The sequence below is a fragment of the Pseudoalteromonas denitrificans DSM 6059 genome, from assembly GCF_900112265.1.
Lineage (GTDB): Bacteria > Pseudomonadota > Gammaproteobacteria > Enterobacterales > Alteromonadaceae > Pseudoalteromonas > Pseudoalteromonas denitrificans.
In genome coordinates, this window is the sequence record NZ_FOLO01000029.1 from 30261 (window position 1) to 51399 (window position 21139).

Annotated in this window: 19 protein-coding genes; 6 read left to right on the forward strand and 13 right to left on the reverse strand. The window is 32.7% G+C overall.

The genetic code is table 11. The features are described from left to right. The first annotated feature begins 174 nt into the window (after positions 1-174). Positions 175-591, forward strand: coding sequence for an Ntn hydrolase family protein (locus tag BM088_RS16360; protein ID WP_091986737.1), 417 nt, complete (start codon positions 175-177; stop codon positions 589-591). A 97-nt stretch (positions 592-688) separates the two neighbouring features. Here the strand turns inward: BM088_RS16360 and BM088_RS16365 are convergent, their stop codons facing one another. Next, positions 689-2842, reverse strand: a complete 2154-nt coding sequence (locus tag BM088_RS16365; protein WP_091986739.1) for a PKD domain-containing protein — start codon at positions 2840-2842, stop codon at positions 689-691. 447 nt (positions 2843-3289) lie between these two features. Then, the gene (locus BM088_RS16370; protein ID WP_091986742.1) at positions 3290-5557 is read right to left on the reverse strand and encodes an endonuclease; all 2268 of its coding nucleotides are present in this window, start codon (positions 5555-5557) and stop codon (positions 3290-3292) included. Between the two features lie 302 nt (positions 5558-5859). Here BM088_RS16370 and BM088_RS16375 point away from each other — a divergent pair, with 302 nt between their 5' ends. Then, complete coding sequence (locus BM088_RS16375; RefSeq protein WP_143085099.1) at positions 5860-6198, forward strand: DUF6176 family protein; 339 nt, start codon at positions 5860-5862, stop codon at positions 6196-6198. Positions 6199-6246: 48 nt separating this feature from the next. Then, a complete protein-coding gene (locus BM088_RS27280) occupies positions 6247-6405 on the forward strand; it encodes a hypothetical protein (protein WP_177208078.1) in 159 nt (52 codons plus the stop codon). A 577-nt stretch (positions 6406-6982) separates the two neighbouring features. Here BM088_RS27280 and BM088_RS16380 read toward each other — a convergent pair. Both BM088_RS16380 and BM088_RS16385 read right to left on the reverse strand, forming a co-directional pair. Beyond that, positions 6983-7327: a YajD family HNH nuclease gene (locus BM088_RS16380; protein WP_091986748.1), complete on the reverse strand. Its 345-nt coding sequence runs from the start codon at positions 7325-7327 to the stop codon at positions 6983-6985. A gap of 62 nt (positions 7328-7389) precedes the next feature. Then, positions 7390-7824 carry a hypothetical protein gene (locus tag BM088_RS16385; RefSeq protein ID WP_091986750.1) on the reverse strand — a complete coding sequence of 145 codons (435 nt, stop codon included), beginning with the start codon at positions 7822-7824 and terminating at the stop codon, positions 7390-7392. A gap of 216 nt (positions 7825-8040) precedes the next feature. Here BM088_RS16385 and BM088_RS16390 point away from each other — a divergent pair, with 216 nt between their 5' ends. Then, positions 8041-8658 carry a LysE family translocator gene (locus BM088_RS16390; protein WP_177208079.1) on the forward strand — a complete coding sequence of 206 codons (618 nt, stop codon included), beginning with the start codon at positions 8041-8043 and terminating at the stop codon, positions 8656-8658. Between the two features lie 64 nt (positions 8659-8722). On the opposite strand, the gene BM088_RS16395 is transcribed toward BM088_RS16390, so the two are convergent. The 4 genes from BM088_RS16395 to BM088_RS16410 all read right to left on the reverse strand — a co-directional run bounded on the left by BM088_RS16395 (position 8723) and on the right by BM088_RS16410 (position 14463). Continuing rightward, positions 8723-10774 carry an EAL domain-containing protein gene (locus BM088_RS16395; protein ID WP_091986755.1) on the reverse strand — a complete coding sequence of 684 codons (2052 nt, stop codon included), beginning with the start codon at positions 10772-10774 and terminating at the stop codon, positions 8723-8725. A gap of 22 nt (positions 10775-10796) precedes the next feature. Further along, positions 10797-11915 (reverse strand): response regulator, encoded by a 1119-nt coding sequence (locus BM088_RS16400; RefSeq protein ID WP_091986758.1) that lies wholly within the window; start codon positions 11913-11915, stop codon positions 10797-10799. Positions 11916-11946: 31 nt separating this feature from the next. After that, positions 11947-13563 (reverse strand): ATP-binding response regulator, encoded by a 1617-nt coding sequence (locus BM088_RS16405; protein WP_091986761.1) that lies wholly within the window; start codon positions 13561-13563, stop codon positions 11947-11949. 114 nt (positions 13564-13677) lie between these two features. Continuing rightward, positions 13678-14463 carry a PIG-L deacetylase family protein gene (locus tag BM088_RS16410; protein ID WP_091986763.1) on the reverse strand — a complete coding sequence of 262 codons (786 nt, stop codon included), beginning with the start codon at positions 14461-14463 and terminating at the stop codon, positions 13678-13680. A gap of 69 nt (positions 14464-14532) precedes the next feature. On the opposite strand from BM088_RS16410, the gene BM088_RS16415 reads away from it, so the two are divergent. After that, positions 14533-15291: a hypothetical protein gene (locus tag BM088_RS16415; RefSeq protein ID WP_091986766.1), complete on the forward strand. Its 759-nt coding sequence runs from the start codon at positions 14533-14535 to the stop codon at positions 15289-15291. Here BM088_RS16415 and BM088_RS16420 read toward each other — a convergent pair. Next, positions 15288-15860 (reverse strand): TetR family transcriptional regulator, encoded by a 573-nt coding sequence (locus tag BM088_RS16420; RefSeq protein ID WP_091986767.1) that lies wholly within the window; start codon positions 15858-15860, stop codon positions 15288-15290. The two genes, BM088_RS16415 and BM088_RS16420, sit on opposite strands and share 4 nt — an antisense overlap. Positions 15861-15990: 130 nt before the next feature. Here BM088_RS16420 and BM088_RS16425 point away from each other — a divergent pair, with 130 nt between their 5' ends. After that, positions 15991-16401: a nuclear transport factor 2 family protein gene (locus tag BM088_RS16425; protein ID WP_091986770.1), complete on the forward strand. Its 411-nt coding sequence runs from the start codon at positions 15991-15993 to the stop codon at positions 16399-16401. 61 nt (positions 16402-16462) lie between these two features. Here BM088_RS16425 and BM088_RS16430 read toward each other — a convergent pair whose 3' ends face one another. From BM088_RS16430 to BM088_RS16445, 4 genes are all read right to left on the reverse strand, one after another. Next, positions 16463-18547 carry a TonB-dependent siderophore receptor gene (locus BM088_RS16430; protein ID WP_091986772.1) on the reverse strand — a complete coding sequence of 695 codons (2085 nt, stop codon included), beginning with the start codon at positions 18545-18547 and terminating at the stop codon, positions 16463-16465. 209 nt (positions 18548-18756) lie between these two features. Continuing rightward, positions 18757-19827, reverse strand: coding sequence for a hypothetical protein (locus tag BM088_RS16435; protein ID WP_091986774.1), 1071 nt, complete (start codon positions 19825-19827; stop codon positions 18757-18759). A 21-nt stretch (positions 19828-19848) separates the two neighbouring features. After that, a complete protein-coding gene (locus BM088_RS16440; RefSeq protein WP_091986777.1) occupies positions 19849-20421 on the reverse strand; it encodes a MiaE family protein in 573 nt (190 codons plus the stop codon). A gap of 77 nt (positions 20422-20498) precedes the next feature. After that, positions 20499-21131, reverse strand: coding sequence for a sulfotransferase (locus BM088_RS16445; protein WP_091986779.1), 633 nt, complete (start codon positions 21129-21131; stop codon positions 20499-20501). Between the last annotated feature and the right edge of the window lie 8 nt (positions 21132-21139).

The window sequence follows — 21139 nt, forward strand, 5'->3', positions numbered from 1 at the left end:
GCATTAAAAATTTTTTTATTTTTCGATTCACATATCTGCTCTTAAACCGGTCATGTATTACCTGTTGATATATTTCTGAAACTGAGATGATTGGCATAATACAAAAACTTCTTTGCCTAATTTAAAAGCAGTTCAAGCAAAGAATTAAAGATAATGAATAAATGCAGGAAAAAAATGACAACAATTACCTATCATCATAAGTCGAAAAGTATTGCCGTAGATAGCAGAATAAGCACTCATAATTTTGTATGCATTGATGATGCGAAAAAATGGTTTACTTATGGTAAAGATAAAGTTCTGGCCTGTGGAGAATGCTCAGATGTTTATGAGCTACAGCGAGACTGGGAAAGTGATAAATTTTCTCCTTTAAAATGTGAGTTTATTTTAATGCGAGAAAAAAAAGTATTTTACGGCTTTATTCAAAATGGTCGAAAACACATCGAGCCGTTAACTTATAATTTTGCTATAGGTTCAGGAAAGTTATGGGCCATGGCTGCAATGGACTTTGGCAAAAATGCAATACAAGCTGTTGAGTATGCAATCACACGAGATAAAAGTACTGGCGGACCGGTTAATGTGTTTAAAATATAAAAAGTCAAAAAAATAAGTAAAGTATTCATAGTAATACTTTACTCATTATCACCATTTTTGCTAATAAATTAATCTTAAAAAAACTAAATATAAGTTTTTATTCAGATGTAGAGTTTAATTTATAAACAGTTCTAGGATGATTGTATATTGCATCTTTTCGTTCATAAAAATTTGAATACTTTCTATCCCTTGTATAGATAATATCAGAACGATTTCCAAACTGGCCTATTAATCGCCAAGTATCTGTCAAATAAAGTACACATCCTTCAGTTTCTTCATAACGACACTCACGCGTAGATTGACCATTATCATTAACTACTCTACTAATGGTTAAGGTGCCGTCTTCGTTCAGCTTCCAGCTGCCAATACCATAGTTTGAATCTGCCTCACCATTTTCATGTAATTCATACTCTATTCCTAGAGTAAAAGGTGTACCATAGTATGTATACTTTCCGGGAATATCCGCAAGGTCCCAACTCATTTTAGAGCTTATAATCGCACCTTTATTTATATACTCATCACTATCAGTGGCATTGCCAGTAATGTTATTGCAAAAATTGTAGATATACCCCTTGGTTTCACACTGAAAGTGGTTTCCACCAACTTCATTTGTTAACTGACTCCAGGACACAACCCTTTCTTCAGATTCACCATCCGCAGGAAAAGTCAGTTCTAACACCCCATCAGTATTTTGCCAGTTAAAATCAATATCTAATAAAGTCGCATGGCCAGTTCCATCTTCATTTAATTTAAACTCATCAATTTTAGCGTATATTTTTTTGCTTTCATCACTGATAAATATATTATCGACTGGTAAGTAGGCTATACCAGCATCAATTTGGTTTATTGAAACATTTCCAGAGTCTCTTATTGCTGTAGAAATTAACGTTTCTGTAAATATTTCATCTTCAAACAACCCCTCTGGTGAATGTTTCTTTTTAGTTGTGGTTAATAAAATGACATCTGAATTGCCTCCGCTATCAAGACGTTTTAATTCATAACTCATATCTGTTATTTCAGCATCAACATAAACATAAATAGGAGTCATATAAACATAATCTAAAATTTCTTCAATTCTGTATGTTGTAACCGGTTTACTCACTACTGCTGAGATCACACCGTTGGTTTCAGTAAAATCAAAAGTATTACCTTCTTGTGTACCCTGCCCAGCATCAAAACGAAAAGTTAAGCCCCCTGTAATATTTCTATTGATAAAAGAATAGGCTTTAGGTGCTGTAAATGGTGAATATGTATCTATTAACGCATTATCGTTATAAACTTCTTGCTCTACGGTTTTATATTCAGGCCATGTTTCCACACCACGTAAATAACTATCCATTACAAGTGGGCTTTCAATTAATGCCAGAGTATCAGATACTTCTTCAGGAAGTGTTAATATTTCATTTAAATCAGATTTTTCAGTCGCCATTTTTATTGCAGTTGCAAGTTTGATGACTTCAACACCATCTATATTTTGCAAAATATTCTCATATTGAACGCCACTTAACATGGCTTGATCATTATTTGCAAATTTAGCTAATGCATATTGCGCTGTGGTAATGATGGAAATGTTGACTGAAAACTCTTCATCTCTGGTAAGTATATTATCTTCACCAGCAAGTTCTCTTAATTCAGCTAGAGTACCCAGTAATGAAATTAAACCCGTTTTAGTGTGTGTTTCAACACCTTTGGCAATAATTGAAATAAATGCATCTGCTTCAGAGTCATCCAGTAATAAATCAACCGTGTACTCACCATTTTCATTGGCTAAAACTTCAATTGGGGCTTCATGTCCTGCAATATTAACTTCAATTTTTGCATTGCTTAAGGTTGATCCGATTGCCTGTCCAGTGATTGTAAGTGCTAAGGTTACTTGCTCCACATTTACAACACTTTCAGATACTATAATATCTCCATCAGTATCAGTAAAAGTTAGAGACAAACCAATTATGGCATCTTCTGATACTTCAGGTGCAGTAAAAGAAACATTGGCTTTATCAGCATCGATTAAGGTTACAGCCGGGCCAGACGTTTGTTTCCACTGATAACGGTACAAAGAACTACCTTGGCCACTAACAATCGCATCGACAATCACATCAGCCTTTTCATTCACAGTTAAATCTGCGACTGTGATCGTGGGAGTTATATTAACCTCTGAAATGCTTTCTTTAGTATCACTACTCCCGCCACAGCCCATTAAAATTAAACCACTTATGCTAAGTGATATTTTTAAAAATTGATAAAATTTCATAATAATCCGTTTATTTAACTACTTACATGATTCCTACGTTTTAAAATCATGATCAAATGTTGCACTTTTCACAAATGCATTGATAAAACGCGAGAATTATATAGCTTGGTTGTTCTTATCACAATTATAATAATTTAAAACCAGATTAGGTTAGCTTACTAAAAGGTACTAATTTGTAGTAGTGTCATTACCAAGGGAAACTGTCGGACTAATTACCGAGCGACTTTGTCGTAGTACCATATCAAGATAGTGTTAAATCAGCAATTGAACAGTCATTGTTAGGCTATTTTTAGCAATGACTGTGAACGTAGTACCCTCAACGCACTGGTGTTCATATTTTCTCTCAACCATATATACCTAACACCATTAGCATCTTAAAAACAAAAGCCCAATGTTTCACATTGGGCTTTCTTAATTCAAACTATTTTAAATTATTAACCGACTAAATCAAAACTGAATTGACCAAAAGTTTAGCTGACCTTCATCTTTTTTAGCTTTATCTTTAATGACAAGTTTCCATGTACCAGAAGCGTTACCTGACACATCTAGGGTATAGGTTTCTAATACATCTTGGCCATCATCATGACGGTCTTTTGATTTTAGTTTATAAACATGACCTTCTGGAGATTTAAGTTTGATCTTTAAATCACCACGATAAGAATGCGTAATATCCACTTTAACATCAATTGTACTGGTAAACGCTTCACGCTCTACATCAATTTTACTGACAGTGCGCTTTTTATCTTCAATTGCCATCACTGTATTATTTTCAAAATAAGATTGTTCAACCACAATTACATCAAATGTATGAGTAATACTCGTTTGAGCACCACTATTATCCGTAACAATTAAAGTAACAGTAAAAGACCCTTCATTAGCAAAAACATGCTCAGTGCGCATATTCTCACCTTGACTTTGGTCACCAAAGTCCCACATATATTGTGTTATTTCGCCATCTTCATCAATACTTGAACTTGCATCAAATTGGCAATTTAGGTTTTCACACGAATATGTAAAAGCCGCTTGAGGTGCTACATTTGGCAAAGGAAAACGCTGATTGCTATTAATATTACCCTTTGACTCTGCAGCTGATGCTTGCCAAGTAAATTCAGCGTAATTAGCGCCATTTCCGATAAGTTGTAATGAAGTACCCGCGACGGTAGAAGATGTTTCTGAAACACCTATATCAATAGACTGCATACCATCAGCTGTACCACCACTTGCAGAAAATGCCCCTTCATAGCTTAAAAACTGAACCGCTTCACCTGCTGAATTGATTAATGCAAAACCATCTGGACCACCATTTTGAATGCCTGATATTAAAAAGCTCAATGCGCCAAAACCATTTTGTTGATCCGAAATAATGCCACTTAACTGAGTTGTATTATATATTGCGCCACCATTACCGTTATATAATTCTAACGACCATCCCGTTAAATCTGTTCCTGCAATGCCTGCAATCTCTATGAATTCATTCACATCGCTACTTGCGTTATCGTAATGAAATTCATTGATCCATGCATTGCTTGAAACTATCACCACTTCAGTTGCCGCAGCTGTAATTTCATTACTATGACCTGATTCATTTGCAGAATAGTCACTTGCTGTTACCACATAAAAATATGATTTTAAAGCGATTACATTTTCATCAGTAAAAGTATTTGTTCGTACAACAGATGCATTCAGTTTTGTATAGTTCCCACCAGCAGTTTCACTTCGGTAAATATTATAGCCATTTAAGTCGGCTTCTGAATTGGCATTCCAAGTTAAAGCAACTTTTCCTGCTAATTCAGTTCCCGCTAATCCACTTGGTGCATTAGGTGCAATAAGGTCAACTTCACCATTACAAACCGACTCAAATACACAGGCGACATATTCTGGGTGATCGACAAATGGGTTTCTATTGCCTTGAAAACTAAAAACAGTATCTGTATGGCGTCTTTCGAAGTCATCTACAGGGTCAATTTTATGCCATTGAAGTAATGTACTTTTCAGTCCCATATATGCAACTGAACCGTTAGATCCGGTATTAGAGGAGTCAATTAAATTACGATCATCAGTTAAAATAAGATCAGGCTCAGTAATACCCGTTTCATTATGCACGCCACCTTCATAACGAATAGCCATATACATAAGTGCTCTGGCAACATCACCTTTTCTTGCATCCCAAGTTTCCCAACTTCCCGCAGAGAAAGAGCCATCAGTCCAATTAGAATTAATTCCACCGCGATCATTATTAGTTTCGGTTACTTTTTCACTACAGCTCTCACTACAATCCGCATAAGGTTTATTAGACCTACTTGAATTGTAACCACTGTCTGCAATAAATAAATGATGGGCATCTGTATACGGGTAGTTGCTAGAACCATCATCTGGAAAACCGTAAGACTTTGGCCATGTATGCTCTCTGTTATAAAAAGAGTTACCACCACCTTCTTTTGCATAGCTTGCATTACGATATATGGTTATAACATTTTGCGAATTATTTGGATCTTGATCAGCAGTTTCTAAAATATCCCATGTATCAGTTTCAGAAGAGGTATATGGAAATCTTTTATGATCATCAATTATTGCATGTAATGAATTTCTTAATGCTCCAGCAGATGATGTATCAGCAGCATCATAATAATTAGCAGGTATTTCTGCTAATGAAGGTGCACAAATACATGCACCAATGACTAAACTCAAAAGAGGGTTAGCGTATTTAAATTCCATCCTGTTTCCTTGCTTTTATTGTTAATATGTTGTAATTAATAAATTTTCTTTGTACACAAATTTGCAACGTGCAGATAATAAACAATAATTCAAGACAAACAAGTAAACATTTCACTTTTTATTAAAATCAATTGGATTAATTACTCTAAGCTGTGTTTTTAAACCCAATCAACATGATTCATAAAAATATAATATTAATAGTGTTCCCAATTATTTTTAGTTATGGGATATTAGAGTGCGATAAAGTTTGAGGCCAAGATTTTTATAAAGCCACAATTAATACATTTTTTACGAGGACTTGAATGATGGAATTTGCATCGGGGTTAATTAAACTTAAACCCGGAACTGAAGATAAAGTTGATGAGTGGAAAAATACAATTGCTTCAAGACTTGATGAAGCAGCCGCAACTTTGCAAGATGAAGAAGTGCAAATTGAATCTTGGTTTAAAATAGACATTGATGGTAATAAATATCTGTTATGGTATTTGCGAGCAAAATCTATAAAGCGTGTTTTTGAAGTCTCTATGACATTAAAACACCCGATTGATCAGTTTCATTATACACTTATGGCTGAAATCACTGCAAATAACGGCAACATTTTAGCGGAACCTTTGCTCGATGTCCCCCGAGACAATACTTAATCAAAAAACTTTAAATGATAACTTTAATAAAAAATGAAGGAGCATTAAATGCAAGTCGGTGATATATATTTAAATAAAATAATAAAATTAAAAGTAAAAATATTATTAGTTACCAGCTCACAAATAAAGCTAAAAGAAATGGAAGATAATGAAGAATTTTTCTTAGAATTAGATGACTTCATTTTAAATTATGACAAAACCAAATAACTTATATCTCCCCTTCAATACCTAAACATTCTCAATGATTTAAAGGGATAATATAGATTTATTTGAAATAGAATACTTTGATCGTGTCATATTGATATAAAAGCAAATGAATGAGACTGCCTATGGCTAAAATTTTATGGCAAGATAAACAACCATTGGCAGACAACATTTAGAAATAAAGAGCTTTTATAAGCTTTTGCTCTTTAAGTAAAGTCAGTACATAAACCTGCTTGTTCTCCACCTGGATGATAATATGGCTCATCTAATAAATTTGTAATGTAAAATTTAATTCCAGTTAAGAGTTTAACCATTTAAGTGTTTAATCAACTTTAGTCGTTCTATAGCCTCTTTGATGTACAATCACAGAGATGCAGCGTCTGTACCTATAAAATTAAAACCTTAAACACAAAACCTCAATTAACAATTTTTCAATTGTAAGATTACGTATAACAACTGGTTTTAAAATCGCATTCTCCTCAAATATGCGCAGTACTGAAATCTGTCTAGTGAAACCTGGGAAGTCCAAACAAATAAAAAGCCAATACATAGAGAGGTATTGACTTAAATTATTTTAAACCTACTTCTTAAGCATAGATTTTAAATCAGCAAATGGATTATAAGTTGCCATATCCTGATTATTATCACCGGCTTCAATTTCAGTCGGATATTCTTCATGGCGAGTATATTTATCATGTTCATTATCATGACAATATATGCATAATAACTCCCAATTACTGCCATCATTTGGGTTATTCGTATGGTCATGATCGATATGGTGTACTGTTAACTCACTTAAGCCTGAGTATTGAAACTCTCGGGCACAACGGCCACAGATCCAAGGAAATAATTTTAGAGCTCGTTCCCGATAACCCTTTTCTTGTTGTTTATAATGCTCACTTGTACCAAACCTATCTGCTGACATGATGTTTTATCCTATATTGCTCATAAAACATATTGTAACTAAAATTTGATTAAAATAACTAGTTAACCTGATTTCATCATTTCAATTTTTTGATTATTTAACTCTAATAATTGCTCATTAATACTGACCATTTCGAGTTCTAATAATTTGAGTTTTGCAAGGGATGCCTCATCACCCTTTAACCTGAGTGTGCTCATTTCTTGCTGTAATTCTTTTAGTTTTTCTTGAAGTTCTGCTATTTTTTCATCTAACTTTTCCATTTCAGTCATGCTGTCATCTGTTTTTTGCTTCCCTTTTCCTGTGATATTTTGCAAAGCTTCATTAACACTTTTCTGAGACTCTTCAGATAACTTTGTTTTTGCCTCATCAGATATATTGACTTGATCTGATAAATTCGCTTTCAATGCAACTTCTTCTTTAGGTTGATCTTTATTTATTTGCTGATGACTTGTTACCATTTGAGCAAACCGACTTACATTTCCTATAATTTTATCCATAAAACTTACTCCTAAAATAGTCCCTAAACTTATCACTTAAGTATCTCTGTCTACTTATCGACAGCACGCTTTTAAACTTAAATATTATCTTTTAAATCAAGTTGTTCTTATAAAAATATTTTAATTTTATGAGTTAAATCAATGTTTATTACTATTTAGCTTGAGATAAACATTATAAAAGCTAGTATGCATTCTTTTATGCCCAATAAGATTAAAATGGACCTTTCGTTATACTTTACATATCTGATGATTTCTATTTTAGCATCAGCTAGTTTAGGGCCTTCAGTACTTTTAGCTGCGAGTAATAGTATTAATTTTGGTCGGAAAATGGCTCTAGTTGGGGTTTTTGGCCATGTAGGTGCGATACTCACTTTGGCAATCATTTCTGCATCTAGCTTAGGCTTTATTCTGATGTCATCTAAATTTACTTATCTAATTATCAAATATTTAGGCGCTTCATATTTAATTTTTTTGGGAATAAAATTATGGCGAAATAAAGGTGTTTTTAGACTTGCTAAACACAATAATATTACTCCTTCATCTATTAATTTATTTAGTAACAGTTTTATTTTAGGATTAAGTAACCCTAAAGCGCTATTGTTTTTTACAGCTTTATTTCCACAGTTTATTCATGCAGATCAGGCTCTATTTCCACAATTTACATTGTTGATTAGTACCAGCCTTATTAATGCATTTATATTTACTTCGTTTTATGTTCTTATCGCCTATAAATGTAAAGGGTTTCTTTTAAAACAGGCTAATGGTCAATTAATTTCTCGTATAACTGGTAGTTTTTTTATTGGCTTTGCAGGTAGTTTAATATTCAGTAATTAAAGGCTTTGGCATGTAGCGACTAAACCAAAAAGTTAAAAGTTATTTAGCTAAATAACAACAATGCTTAATTTTGAAGTTTTGTTATCACTTTTTCATTTAAAAATTCAGGTTTATGGTAATAAAAACCTTGCCCTAGCTGAACACCAAGTTCTGATAACAGCATTCCTGTTGCATTATCTTCAATCCCTTCAGCAACAATATTTAAATCTAATGACAAACTCATTGAAATAATACTTTTAACTAACTTAAGTCCTTTATCTGAATCCATCATAGATAAAATAAACGACCTATCAATTTTTAATGTATTAATAGGTAATTCATGTAAATAACTTAATGATGAATACCCAGTACCAAAGTCATCAATTGCTAATTTATACCCTAATGCTCTTATATTATTCAAAATTGGCACAACACGCTCTAAGTCGTCTAAAAAAGTTGTTTCTGTAATTTCTAATTCGATGAAACTACTGTCAATATCTTTACTTTTACTGACTTCAGATAAAATTTGAATAAATGAGTGATCTAATTGAGGTGCAGACACATTAATTGCAACATGTTGTAGTTTGGGATATTTATCTTTTAAGAACTGAATATCATCGGTCACAATATTTAGTACCATCCTACCTATTTCTTTAACTAAACCAGCACTTTCAGCAATGGGAATAAAAACTGAAGGGCTTACCAAACCTAAGCTAGGGTGGTTCCATCTCACCAATGCTTCTACTCCCACTATTTTTTTAGAGTCTAACTCCACTTTAGGTTGATATGCTATTTTAAAATCATGATTATCAATTGCTTCAACTAACTCTTTTTCAATAAGTGCCCGATATTGAATCTTGTGCTGTAGCTTTTCATCATATACTGTTACTTTTTGATTATTTCTAAATCCTTCATAACTAGCTAGTAGTGCTTTATGTACTAAATCATCATATACCATTGCTTTAGACCTAGCTTCGTTTAAAAATACTCCTGCTGTAGGCATAGAATATAATTCAACACCTAAAATATTCATCGGTTCTTTAAAGTCTGAAAATAACTTTTCAATTAAGTTTGAATAAATGCTGGCCTCAACGGCAATCACAAAATCATTGCCTCCCCAATGAAGTAATCCAGCATTATTTTCATCCGAGAGGGTTCGTAATTTACTCGCGATACAAAGTAGTAAATATTCAAGCTTATCATGTCCGTATACTTCAACTATTTTATTGTTATCAAAAAAAGAAACAAAGATAATTGACAGCTCTAAGTGATTATCAAGGCATTTATTTAAAACACTATTTAGCTGTAATCGATTTGGTAAATGCGTGATGTAATGGGTTTCGGCTAAATATTTTAGATTAAGTTCATCTTCTTTTTGTGCAGTAATATCTTTAAATATATAAATATAACTAATGACACCTTTAATAAGCACTTTAGTTGAATTAACAGAAACAATTAAACGGTGTTTATTAGCATCTTTAACCGTCATTTCTTGATTGTTTTTAGTTAAAGAGTTTAAATCAATTTTAAAAAAGTCAAATAAGTTCCAGTGACCTTCGGTTGAAATATTAAACCTTTGGCTTGCGATTTTATTACAATTGGTCAGCTCACCATTTTCATTTGTAATAAATACAAATTCAGAAGAGGTTTCAAAAATAGTATCTAAGGTAACCGAAATAGACGATAAATCTTGATTTCTTTTTAGTAACTCAATATTTAAATTTTCATTTAAGTCTTTAAATTTGTTTTTATTTAACTGCGAATGCAATACATTTTTAACTCTTTGCATGGTTTCAATGATATTAATTGGTTTTTCAATATAATCTTGGGCACCTAACGTAAGTGCTTTATATTTCATTTCTTCAACATGGCTTGCCGTTAATACAATGACTGAAACATCCGCTACTGTTATTTTAGTTTGAATCTTTGTTAAAAAACTTATGCCATCAATTTTAGGCATAACCAAATCTAATAGCACTAACTGTGGCTGGTGTAAAAAAAACGCTTTTAACGCAAGCTCGGGATCATTAAAAACTTTAACATTCAAATATCCTTCCGACTCCAATAATTTATGCAACATTAAAGTATTCGCCGGATTATCATCTACAATGAAAATTTTACTGTTTTTATAAGTCATGTTACCACCGTGCCAACAATCATTAATTCACATTATTGAGTAAATTAATAATGTCTCTAATATCATTATCAAGATTAATTGATTTATTCATCATTTCTTCAAACTGTTCTTTTGTATCTTGTAAAACACCAATTATTTCAGTTTCTTCTTCTTCTGCTAAACCAATTGATACTAATTTTAAGTTAAGTGACATTTCTAGTTGAGATAAAATACGCTGAGATTCATGCTCTTGGATGCTGATACTTGATTTGATTTTTTCAAACCCTTGCTCTAATTTACAGCTAAGCTCTGCAATCGCGCGGCTGCGCTCTTTATCTCGTTGCATTTCACTATTTATAAATAATAATCGGCTATCCATAATTTCAAGTAACATCGAAAAATGCTCAGTTAAACGCCCTGACTTTTCTTCATCACCAATCGGAATTTTTTTAATAAGTAAAGTGCAATATTTTGAATGTAGCAATAAATTACTGCCAAAACTAACTGCACGCTTTGCACGAGAACTCATCTCGAATATTTCCATTTCAAGAGATGAAATCGTTTTTTCGGGAAAACGACATGTTTCATTTTCGAGTTTATATTCCACTAAACATACAACACCAAAAGATCTCATGATCATTTCTGTTGCTTTATATAATGATTGCACATCTGAAATACTGAGAGTTTGTGAAAAAAAAGACATCAATTGCCCTAATTCATTTGAGTATGTCATTGAAGTAAATGCAGCATCGGATGCTATTTCACATTGCTCTTCAAGCATGTGATGTTGATCTATGCGTTTTTCTAAAGATAGTAGCTTTTGTTCAAGTACTTTTATGTCAATTGGTTTACAAATATAGTCATCACCACCAGCACCATAAGCGATTAATTTATCTTCTAATGAAGACAGTGCCGAAACAAAAATAATTACAATATCATCACTTACATCTGATTGACGTAATTGGCGACATAAATCATAACCACTTTTATCCCCTAGCATAATATCCAATAAAATAAGGTCCGGTTTATGTTCATTACAAAGTAACTCTAATGACTCAGTCCCATCAGATAAAGTAACACTAAACTGTTTACTTAGCGCTGCGTTAAGTAAATTAAGATTCTGTTGGTTATCATCCACTGCAAGTATTTTTAAATGAGACATTAAGCCTCCTTATTTTTGGACTCAAAAATGATTAAATTGTTTTATCAACTTCATTTAAATTAAAATTAATTATTTGTTGTAAGGTATTTTTTTCTAAAGGTTCTGTTAAACATTGTTCTATACCTGTTTGCAGTATATTTGTAATATCGTTTTGAGAGCTATTTTGTATAATTACGACAATAGGCACACTTGAAAGTGATGCTAAGGATTTTAATTTACAAAAATAATTTAATATTGAATCTGATAATGCATCCATATAAATAAAAACAAATGAAATAGACTGATTTTCAGCCCATAAAATACCATTTTCAATCGATTCTATTTTAATAAACTCATACTCTTCCACTGTTTGGATAAATACTTTTTTTGAATGGTTTAATTGTGCATTACAGTCTATAAACAATAATTCACTTTTATTTTTTTTAACTTCATTAAATTGCGCATTACTCACTATCTCTGCATCCAGCTTTATTGGGATCTCAAGCCAAAAATGGCTTCCTTTAGTTAATGTGCTTTCTAAAAAAATATCACCGCCCATTAAAGACATCATTTTTTTAGCTATTGTTAAACCTATGCCGGTACCTTCCACATTAAGTTTAGTTTCATTAATACGACTGAAAGGTTCAAATACTTCTGTTAGCTTGTCTTCAGATATGCCTATCCCAGTATCTATTACATTTATATGTAAATAATCCGCTTTAATATCACAACTAATAGAGACTGTGCCCTTATCCTTATTATATTTAATCGCATTTGTGATCAGGTTTAATAATACCTGCTTTAATCTTGTATGATCGGCTAAAACAAGCGTATTACTATAATTTTCAGATTGGTCGATAAGCGTACAATTGTGTGTTTTTGCTAAGTCTTGCGTGAGTGTTAAACACTCAGCTAAGACTTTAGAGAATAAAACCTCTTCAATATTAATATGTAATTGTCCGGCTTCAATTTTTGATAAATCTAACACTTCGTTTATTAAATTTAATAAATGCCCTCCGGCTTTTAGTATCTCTTCAACAAAAGATCTTTGCTCATCCGTTATAGGAGGCTCTTGCTTATACTCAAGCAATTGGGCGAAACCCAAAATCGCATTAAGCGGAGTTCTTAATTCATGGCTCATTGAAGAAATAAATTGTGATTTTGCTTCATTTGCTGCCTCAGCTCGCTCCATGGCAACCAAAATTGCATGCAAACGTTCCTTTTCTTTGACTTGCCTTTCTTGCTCTAAATAATCAGTATGGGATCTTTGATAATGATTTCTAACCAGTGCATATAAAATTAGTCGCTTCAAAAGCACAACATTGCAATGATGCTTTGGAATAAAATCAATCGCCCCGGCCTCTAAAATCTCTAAATCTAAGCTGTATTGTTCATTATCGGTAAATACAATGACAGGTGTAGAAATATTTTTACCTTCATGCAAATACGACATAATGTTTTGTGCATTCATATCTGGTAGTTCGTTGTCTAATAAAATGCATTGATAAGTATTCTTTTTACAAAAATCTATGGCTGACTGACCACTTATCGCTTCTGTTATGCTTATATTGAGCGATGTCTCTTTAATGAAACCAATAAAAATATTGCGAACGCTATCATCTCCCTCAATTAACAATAAATTTATATGGTCTTTTTCATAATGCATCATAAGAAGTATTCCAACTAAATCTTGAACAAATAATTACAAGTATTCAGAAAAGTGCAATAAATTAACCCTTTTAGAGTGTAGAATGGAATCAAGGAACTGCAAAATACACAGCGATTAATTGGCTATAATACTGTTTAAAAGATACTTTGATTTAAAATACGATAAGCTGGGATCTTTTGGAGGTGAAGTCAATTCTTCAACTTTTATTTCTTTAGCAAAGTCTGAAAATGCAGATACTAATTCCATCGGAAATTGTGTTTTATATTGCGACATCGCCTCAACTCTTTTTTGATGAAACGCTCCAACATCTATTTGATAAAAAACCTCAGAATCTAAAATTGGGTTTTTAATTTTATACTCAACTGCGTGTTTTTTTGCATAATCATAAAATTTATTAGCCCTATTTTGTGATACAGCAAATGAAATGACTTTATTATCAAATTCAGTCCTGACTATTTTACTAACAAATCTATGATCTCTATTCCCCGTAATACCTTGAGCTTCAAAAGTAAAAATAGCCATAGGTTTTTTTTCATGAATCACTTGGTGTAATTTATTTTTAACCTCAATTTGATTTAAATGAACTTTACCATCGGGGAAACGCAGAAATATAGGTGATGACAAACCTAAAACCTGACACGCATTTATTGCTTCACTTTCTCTTTTTATAGCTAATTGGGCTCCTGACAATTTTGAACCAGACAGATCTCTTCCTTTATCCCCCGATGTTAAATAAATAGGAGTAACATTTAATCCTTGAGATGCTAATTTAGCCAATGTACCCGAAATCCAAGTCTCATCATCAGGATGCGCAAAGACAGCAATAATGTTGGTATTGTTGTTTACATTTTGACAACTACAAATGAAAAGCATAAATATAACCAAAATAGTGAGTTTCATTAATAAACCTTCACAAAGCTTTTTTTTATAGTTTAGACTGTAGTTAAGAATAAATTTGAAGATAATGATATGAAAGCTATTAAATTGCTTTGTATTTTTTTTATATTCAGCTTTTCAATTTCTGCCGAACAGCAAAAAATTTATAAAATCGGTGTTGAGAATATAGATTATTATCCTCACTATGCTTTTGGTCATAGAAAAAATAGTTTTACAAAAGAATTACTTGAAACTTTTTTCAACAAAAACAAAATAAAGTATGAATTTGTACCCTTGCCGCTTAAAAGGTTTCATCAATGGTATTTAAAAGATCATATCGATTTAAAATACCCTGATAATGCTATTTGGCGACAAGATGAATCAATAAAACAATCAATCAAATATAGTATCGCTGTGGTTTCATCATTAGCTGGGGGTATAACTCAAGATAAACATTCAGATTATACAGTTAAAGACATACAGCGTTTAGGTACGATTTCTGGTTTTTCTTCCACTTTATGGCTAAAAAAAATAAAAAATAAACAACTGCTTTTAATTGAAGATACAACGGTATTATCTGTGATAAAAATGGTCCTTCACAATATCGTTGATGTAACCAATCTTGATTACTCTGTTATTAACTTTCACTTAAATCAATTAAAACAAAACAAGAAATTGATTATGAATAAAAATTTACCATATCAAAAAATTGTATTTCACTTATCTACAATTAAGCACCCTGAAATAATTTCTAAATTTAACGTGTTTTTGCAACAAAATGCTGACTTTGTTCAAAAACTAAAAGTTAAATATCGCATTATTGAAAATCCGCTAGATTTAACTTCGTTTTAGTCGGTTGATAAAGCTAAATTTATAAAAACCTCCGCCATTTTTTTTGCTTTAATGGCCGAATTTTTATCACCACTCACATGTGCTTCTACTATCGCTCCCTCCATTAATATATTTAATTGCGCACTCAGTTCACTTGATTTTTTTATATTAGCTTCAAATGCCAAAGATTTTATATACGCTTTTATTTTATTTTTGTGTTCTGAACATACAATATGACTTGGGTGTTCTATATCTGTGAATTCAGCTGAAGCATTAATAAACATACAACCAAAAAAATTCACTTCATTAAACCAAGCATGTAAAAAATCAAAAAGTGCGAGTAATTTTCCTTCAGCTGTTTTCCCTAAAAACTCAGTTTTATCAATAAGTTTACGTCTAAATATTTCATCTCGCTTGGTTAATACAGATAAAATAAGATCATCTTTAGATTTAAAATACTTGTATAAGGTTTTTTTTGAAACGCCCGCTTGCGAAATAATCAGCTCAATACCTGTCGCATTAAAACCATTTTGGTAAAAAAGAGGCAATGCATGGGAAATGATGTGTTCACGTTTAGAAACTGATGCCATAGATAATTTAAATTAGATGAAAACCAATTGGTGTAGCATACCAGTTTTTATTATTGACACAATAAACCGATCGGTTTACTATCAACAAAAGAAACCGATCGGTTTCCTTTAAATTACGTAGGATCAAAACATGGCTAAACAAATAAAACCTCCTTTTACATTGGGATCTGCAAAAGAAAAAATACAACGTGCTGAAGACCTATGGAATGGTAAAAACCCAGAAGCAATCGCTTTAGCCTATACACCTGAGTGTAAGTGGCGAAATCGCAATGAGTTTATTCAAGGTCGCACTGCAATTGCCCAGTTATTAAAAAGAAAGTGGAATAAAGAACTTAACTACACACTTAAAAAAGAGTTGTTTACTTTTTCTGATGATAAAATTTCGGTCCATTTTCAATATGAATATCATGATGATAATAACCAATGGTATCGTGCGTATGGCAATGAAAATTGGCATTTTGACTCTGAGGGTTTAATGCAAACACGAGATGCCAGCATTAATGAAATGCCAATTAAAGAGTCTGATAGATTGTTTAAATAAACTATTTTATAAAGGCACCTATTCTTTACCGATAGGTGCTTTAAATTCATTTTAAATGCGCTTATAGACTAAACTGTACCGCAAATCTAAAATTAGCTCCCTCACCTATTGTGACATTAGAATCAGAGCCACCAGCTAGATACTCATTATCAAATAAGTTTTCAATATTAAATCTAAAGTTTACATCTTTTTGACCTAATGCCACTTCATAAGTTGCACCAATATCAACTCTTGTATAAGCCTCTTTAATTATTGTATTGTCTGTATTTGCGAAACGTTCACCTTCATAAAAAATGCCAGCATTAACTGCCAGTGCTTCATTGAATTCATAACGAGACCATAAAGAAGCTGACCAGTTAGGTGCATCAATAGGTGTTTTCCCATGATATTTCTCGTTATCTTTTTCATATTTAGCATCTAAATAAGCACTTGATGCCATAATAAATAATTTATCATTTACCGCGCCTTGTGCTGCTAATTCAAACCCTTTATGGCGTTGCTCACCCGCTTGTGTTGTAATCGTTTTATAATCAGGGTCACTTTCTAAATTTTCAGTAATGAGCGTTCCAGTTTTACTGATGTCATATATAGCGCTTGTTAATAATAAGCGTTCATCAAATAACTGCCATTTAGCACCGATCTCGAGTTGTTTTGATGTCTTTGCATCTAACTTCATACCATGATTTCTATCATCAATTTCATCAAGTGTATCACTACTTTGCGGCTCAAACCCTTCAGAATAACTGGCATAAATTGTAGCTGTATCTAATGGATGATAAAGCACACCAAGTTTAGGTACAAAAGATTCGTTATCTGCGCCCTCTTTATTTTGTTTATCATATCGACCACCAAAGGATACTTGCCATTGCTCATTTAAAGTCACTAAATCTTGGACATAAATACCATAATAATCATATTCACTGGTATATAAAGAGTCATCTGTTGTATAAGAGATATCTGGACGTTCAGGTTCATTCATGCCAGCTTGATATTCAAAATTATCACCACTGACTCTTAACTGACCATAATAATAATCTAATGAATTCGCACCAATCAATAATTGATGTTCCATACCTGCGAGCTCAAATTCACCTATAAAATCAGCAAACAGAGTTTCAAATTGCCAATCATCAAACCTGTCGTAAGGTTTTGATATATAACTTTCACCTTCTTTAAAGTTATCATCAGGCTTTCTAGGTGATGATTCAAAACGCTGACGGCTAAAGTTTTGTTTGTTATAACCGAGTTTTACTTGCCACTGTGCATTGAAAAAGTAATTAATATCAAAACCCATATTTTCAACTGTAATATCCGTAAAGGCCCAAGACATATCACGTATTGTTTTATCCTCCCCTATTACCTCAGCATCGCTATTTAACCAAGCGCCGGTATCTAAACCCGCTTTATCATCAGTTCGGTCAAAATGAACGCTAACCACAGCATTGTCAGATAAATCATAATCAACAACAACGGCACCTAAAAACCTATCTCGCTGTCTTTGTTCATCATTTTGGTATTCACGCCAGTATTCAACATCTTGCTTAACTAATATACTACGATATCTTAATGATTCATCTTCAGTAAGCGCACCACCGGCATCTAATACAAAGCGCGTTGATCCTTGTCCATCAACATCTGCCCCTACATTTAAAAGCGTTTTACTCGTTGGTTTTTTAGTGACCATATTAACTAAGCCACCAGGCGCTGATTGGCCGTATAAAATACTTGATGGTCCCTTAATAACTTCAACACTTTCAAGTGTTTCTATAGGCTGCTGATAATGAGACCAATGCTGATGCCCGTCTCTTAAATAACCATTTGATGAGCTAAGTGTAAAACCACGTAAATTAAATACCTCTCGATTTCTCTGCTGAGAGCCAGCTGTTAAGCTTGCATCATTGAGTAGTACTTCACCTAATGTTGTTGCTAACTGTTCACTTATAATTGTATCTGGGATCACCGTCACAGACTGTGCAGTGCTTAATAATGAAGTATTTGTACGCATCGCGCCTCTTGCATCATTAATTTTGTAATCATTAAAATATGAACCTTGAACTTCAATCACTTCTAAATTTTTATCGCTTGCGTATACACTAGGAACCGATAATGCAATTGAAATCGCTAAATACATTGTTGAATGCTTCATAATAATCCTAAATAAATTCATTTACCTGACAAAACGGAATGCTATTGGAAATCATTATCAATTACAATCGTATTTTAAGGCTAAGTGATTAATTAATTTAAACAATACTTTTACATGACATCTATTTAACAATTGGCCCTAAAAAATAGTCATAAAAAAACCTGAGCTCAGCTCAGGTTTTTACTTTTCTGATATCTTAATTATTGATATTAAACAGATGAGAGTATTGCGACGCCTTGTTTATACCCTATACCACCATTACCATGCACCATGCCATAGTTAATATCTGTTTGACATAACTGATGATACATTTCAATCAAGCCATAAAGTGCAGGATTATTCCACGGTGCACGTGCCAAGTTCATTCCACCACTTAGCGTTAATAAATGTTCAGACAAAAAATCGGGGATCTGGTCAATGGAATTCACTAATCCGGTATTGAGTAAAAAAGCCATGGGAACAACAGGGTAACAAGTATAAACTTTCATGAGTGCTTTTTTATCATGCACTAATTGATTAAAGTCTAAATTAGCCTGATCACACGCAGTATTATACGCTTGAGTCAAATGAGTATATTTAACGATTTGTGATAAAGATTTTGGCTCATCAATATCAAGTATACCTAAACCAACCCCTTTTATTGATACGCGGTTTTTATTCTCTATTTTTAACTTATCAATTAACTTTTCACTACATAGTAAAAGCTTACCTGTAAAGTCGACTAAAGGATTAGCGCAGTCGACCCCTCTAAATAAACTTGTTACATGATTAAACCACTTTGGCTCTGGAGACTCAAAATGAGCACGTTGTTCATTAATCGCCAGTGAATGACTTTTAGTATGATTTTGAAATATTAAATCTGCAAAATACAAAAAAGTTTCTTTATCAGAGTCATGATGATCTATAAATTTATGTGCTAATTCATCATATAACTGAGCAATGCTCGTTTTGTCATTATAAATAGACATCAATTTATGGCGTTCAGCTTTACTATAACCCGTTTTTAATGGTTCTTCACCACTAATGACCACCGCATCACACCCATTTTGAACTAAATGTTGGGCATGTTTTAACGCTAATATCGGCGCACAACCACTGCGAAAATGATTCATTTTTTCAGGGCTATGCCAATCAGTTGAAAGTGGGTCAATTGTTAAAGTTGTAATATCAAAACCAAGTTGTTCAATATCACTGACTTTATGAGAGAAATCTTTAAAAGCAGCTGTATAACGCTCAGTCTGCTTTTGATTTATTTGGGTGAATCCAGCGATTATTTCCATTGAATATCTCTGAAATAAAAATTAATGCAATGCAGCTCTATGCGGCAAACTTTCACATACTTTTGCTTCATAAATTAAGATTTCTTCTAAACGTAAATCAACTTCTTCTTTCTCGAAATATTCATATGCTAATTCTACAAATAAATTTTTATGTTTTTCTTCAGAAGCTGCAATTTCAATATAAAACTGTTTTTCTTTCCCTTCAGGTAAGGCTTCACCTACAAGTGCAAAACGCTCACAGCCTCTGGCTTCAATGACTGCGCCAAGTAATAATCTATCTAAAAAGAATTGCAGCGGATCACCACGAAATACTCCACGCATTTGCTTGATATAACTGTCTTTTTTGTCATTTCCTAAAGTAAGACCTTTACTTGTTAACAGCTTTAATACTTCTTTAAAATGGAAGAGTTCTTCAATTGCTAAATCAGTCATCGTTCTGACAAGCGTTTCTCTATCTGGGTAATGAGATAACATGGATGTTGCCATACCTGACGCTTTTTTCTCTGCTGATGCGTGATCTTGTAAGAAACTATCAAAGTCACAAAGAACTGCTTCGGTCCATTCAAAAGGGGTATCGTATTTTAATTCAAACATTTCAAAACCATAAAAACTTACTAATAAAAAACGTAATTTTACCTGTGTTCACCAAGCTAAAAAAGGGCTAGTTGAAATTATTTAACTTTATCTACTTTACCCTTTTGTGTTGCTTCAATTTTTAATGGGCTTTTAATTTGTTTCCAAGCTGTCACTTTTCCACCGATATTAATACGCTCAAAGCCTGTTTGTTCAGACTCAGGGATATTAATATCTAAAAATGTTAATAAATTCCGATAACTTGATTTATCGTTGACATTAATTGTAAGTAAGTCTTGCTCTCGCCCTTTAAAAAATTCATTTATATTTTTTTGATGTCGCTGATAACATGATAATAAAAACGCATCGTTATTAATATTGTCTTCAGTTAGCGGATAAAAAACACTGTTGTAGCATCGCTTTAAAGTTGGATTAAAACCACCATCAGTGCGTTGTAAATTTTTATACATGCGCTTAAGAAGCTGCCTGATAGAAGGTAACCATACTGAAAATTCGCGTTCTAGATAAATGAATTTTGCATTTTTATATTCTGTATCTAACTTTTGGTAATCGCAAAAAATAGGCGTATCAGCAATAACTTGTGCATGATGCATTGATTGGTTGGTATAAGCCGTATGCGCCGTTTTAAACCCTAAGTTTAACATTGCAACACATACACTGGTTGTGGCTGTTCGAGGCAACCCGATAATAAAAATTTTTTGCTCAGTCACTGCTTTAT

What these genes read in the sequence shown, in the direction of transcription:
- BM088_RS16440 (WP_091986777.1), bottom strand. Translation starts at nt 20,421, where the DNA reads ATGTTTGAATTAAAATACGATACCCCTTTTGAATGGACCGAAGCAGTT.
- BM088_RS16365 (WP_091986739.1), bottom strand. Translation starts at nt 2,842, where the DNA reads ATGAAATTTTATCAATTTTTAAAAATATCACTTAGCATAAGTGGTTTA.
- BM088_RS16425 (WP_091986770.1), top strand. Translation starts at nt 15,991, where the DNA reads ATGGCTAAACAAATAAAACCTCCTTTTACATTGGGATCTGCAAAAGAA.
- BM088_RS16360 (WP_091986737.1), top strand. Translation starts at nt 175, where the DNA reads ATGACAACAATTACCTATCATCATAAGTCGAAAAGTATTGCCGTAGAT.
- BM088_RS16400 (WP_091986758.1), bottom strand. Translation starts at nt 11,915, where the DNA reads ATGTCTCATTTAAAAATACTTGCAGTGGATGATAACCAACAGAATCTT.
- BM088_RS16385 (WP_091986750.1), bottom strand. Translation starts at nt 7,824, where the DNA reads ATGGATAAAATTATAGGAAATGTAAGTCGGTTTGCTCAAATGGTAACA.
- BM088_RS16390 (WP_177208079.1), top strand. Translation starts at nt 8,041, where the DNA reads ATGGACCTTTCGTTATACTTTACATATCTGATGATTTCTATTTTAGCA.
- BM088_RS16420 (WP_091986767.1), bottom strand. Translation starts at nt 15,860, where the DNA reads ATGGCATCAGTTTCTAAACGTGAACACATCATTTCCCATGCATTGCCT.
- BM088_RS16410 (WP_091986763.1), bottom strand. Translation starts at nt 14,463, where the DNA reads ATGAAACTCACTATTTTGGTTATATTTATGCTTTTCATTTGTAGTTGT.
- BM088_RS16380 (WP_091986748.1), bottom strand. Translation starts at nt 7,327, where the DNA reads ATGTCAGCAGATAGGTTTGGTACAAGTGAGCATTATAAACAACAAGAA.
- BM088_RS16415 (WP_091986766.1), top strand. Translation starts at nt 14,533, where the DNA reads ATGAAAGCTATTAAATTGCTTTGTATTTTTTTTATATTCAGCTTTTCA.
- BM088_RS16405 (WP_091986761.1), bottom strand. Translation starts at nt 13,563, where the DNA reads ATGATGCATTATGAAAAAGACCATATAAATTTATTGTTAATTGAGGGA.
- BM088_RS16370 (WP_091986742.1), bottom strand. Translation starts at nt 5,557, where the DNA reads ATGGAATTTAAATACGCTAACCCTCTTTTGAGTTTAGTCATTGGTGCA.
- BM088_RS16375 (WP_143085099.1), top strand. Translation starts at nt 5,860, where the DNA reads ATGATGGAATTTGCATCGGGGTTAATTAAACTTAAACCCGGAACTGAA.
- BM088_RS16435 (WP_091986774.1), bottom strand. Translation starts at nt 19,827, where the DNA reads ATGGAAATAATCGCTGGATTCACCCAAATAAATCAAAAGCAGACTGAG.
- BM088_RS16430 (WP_091986772.1), bottom strand. Translation starts at nt 18,547, where the DNA reads ATGAAGCATTCAACAATGTATTTAGCGATTTCAATTGCATTATCGGTT.
- BM088_RS27280 (WP_177208078.1), top strand. Translation starts at nt 6,247, where the DNA reads ATGCAAGTCGGTGATATATATTTAAATAAAATAATAAAATTAAAAGTA.
- BM088_RS16395 (WP_091986755.1), bottom strand. Translation starts at nt 10,774, where the DNA reads ATGACTTATAAAAACAGTAAAATTTTCATTGTAGATGATAATCCGGCG.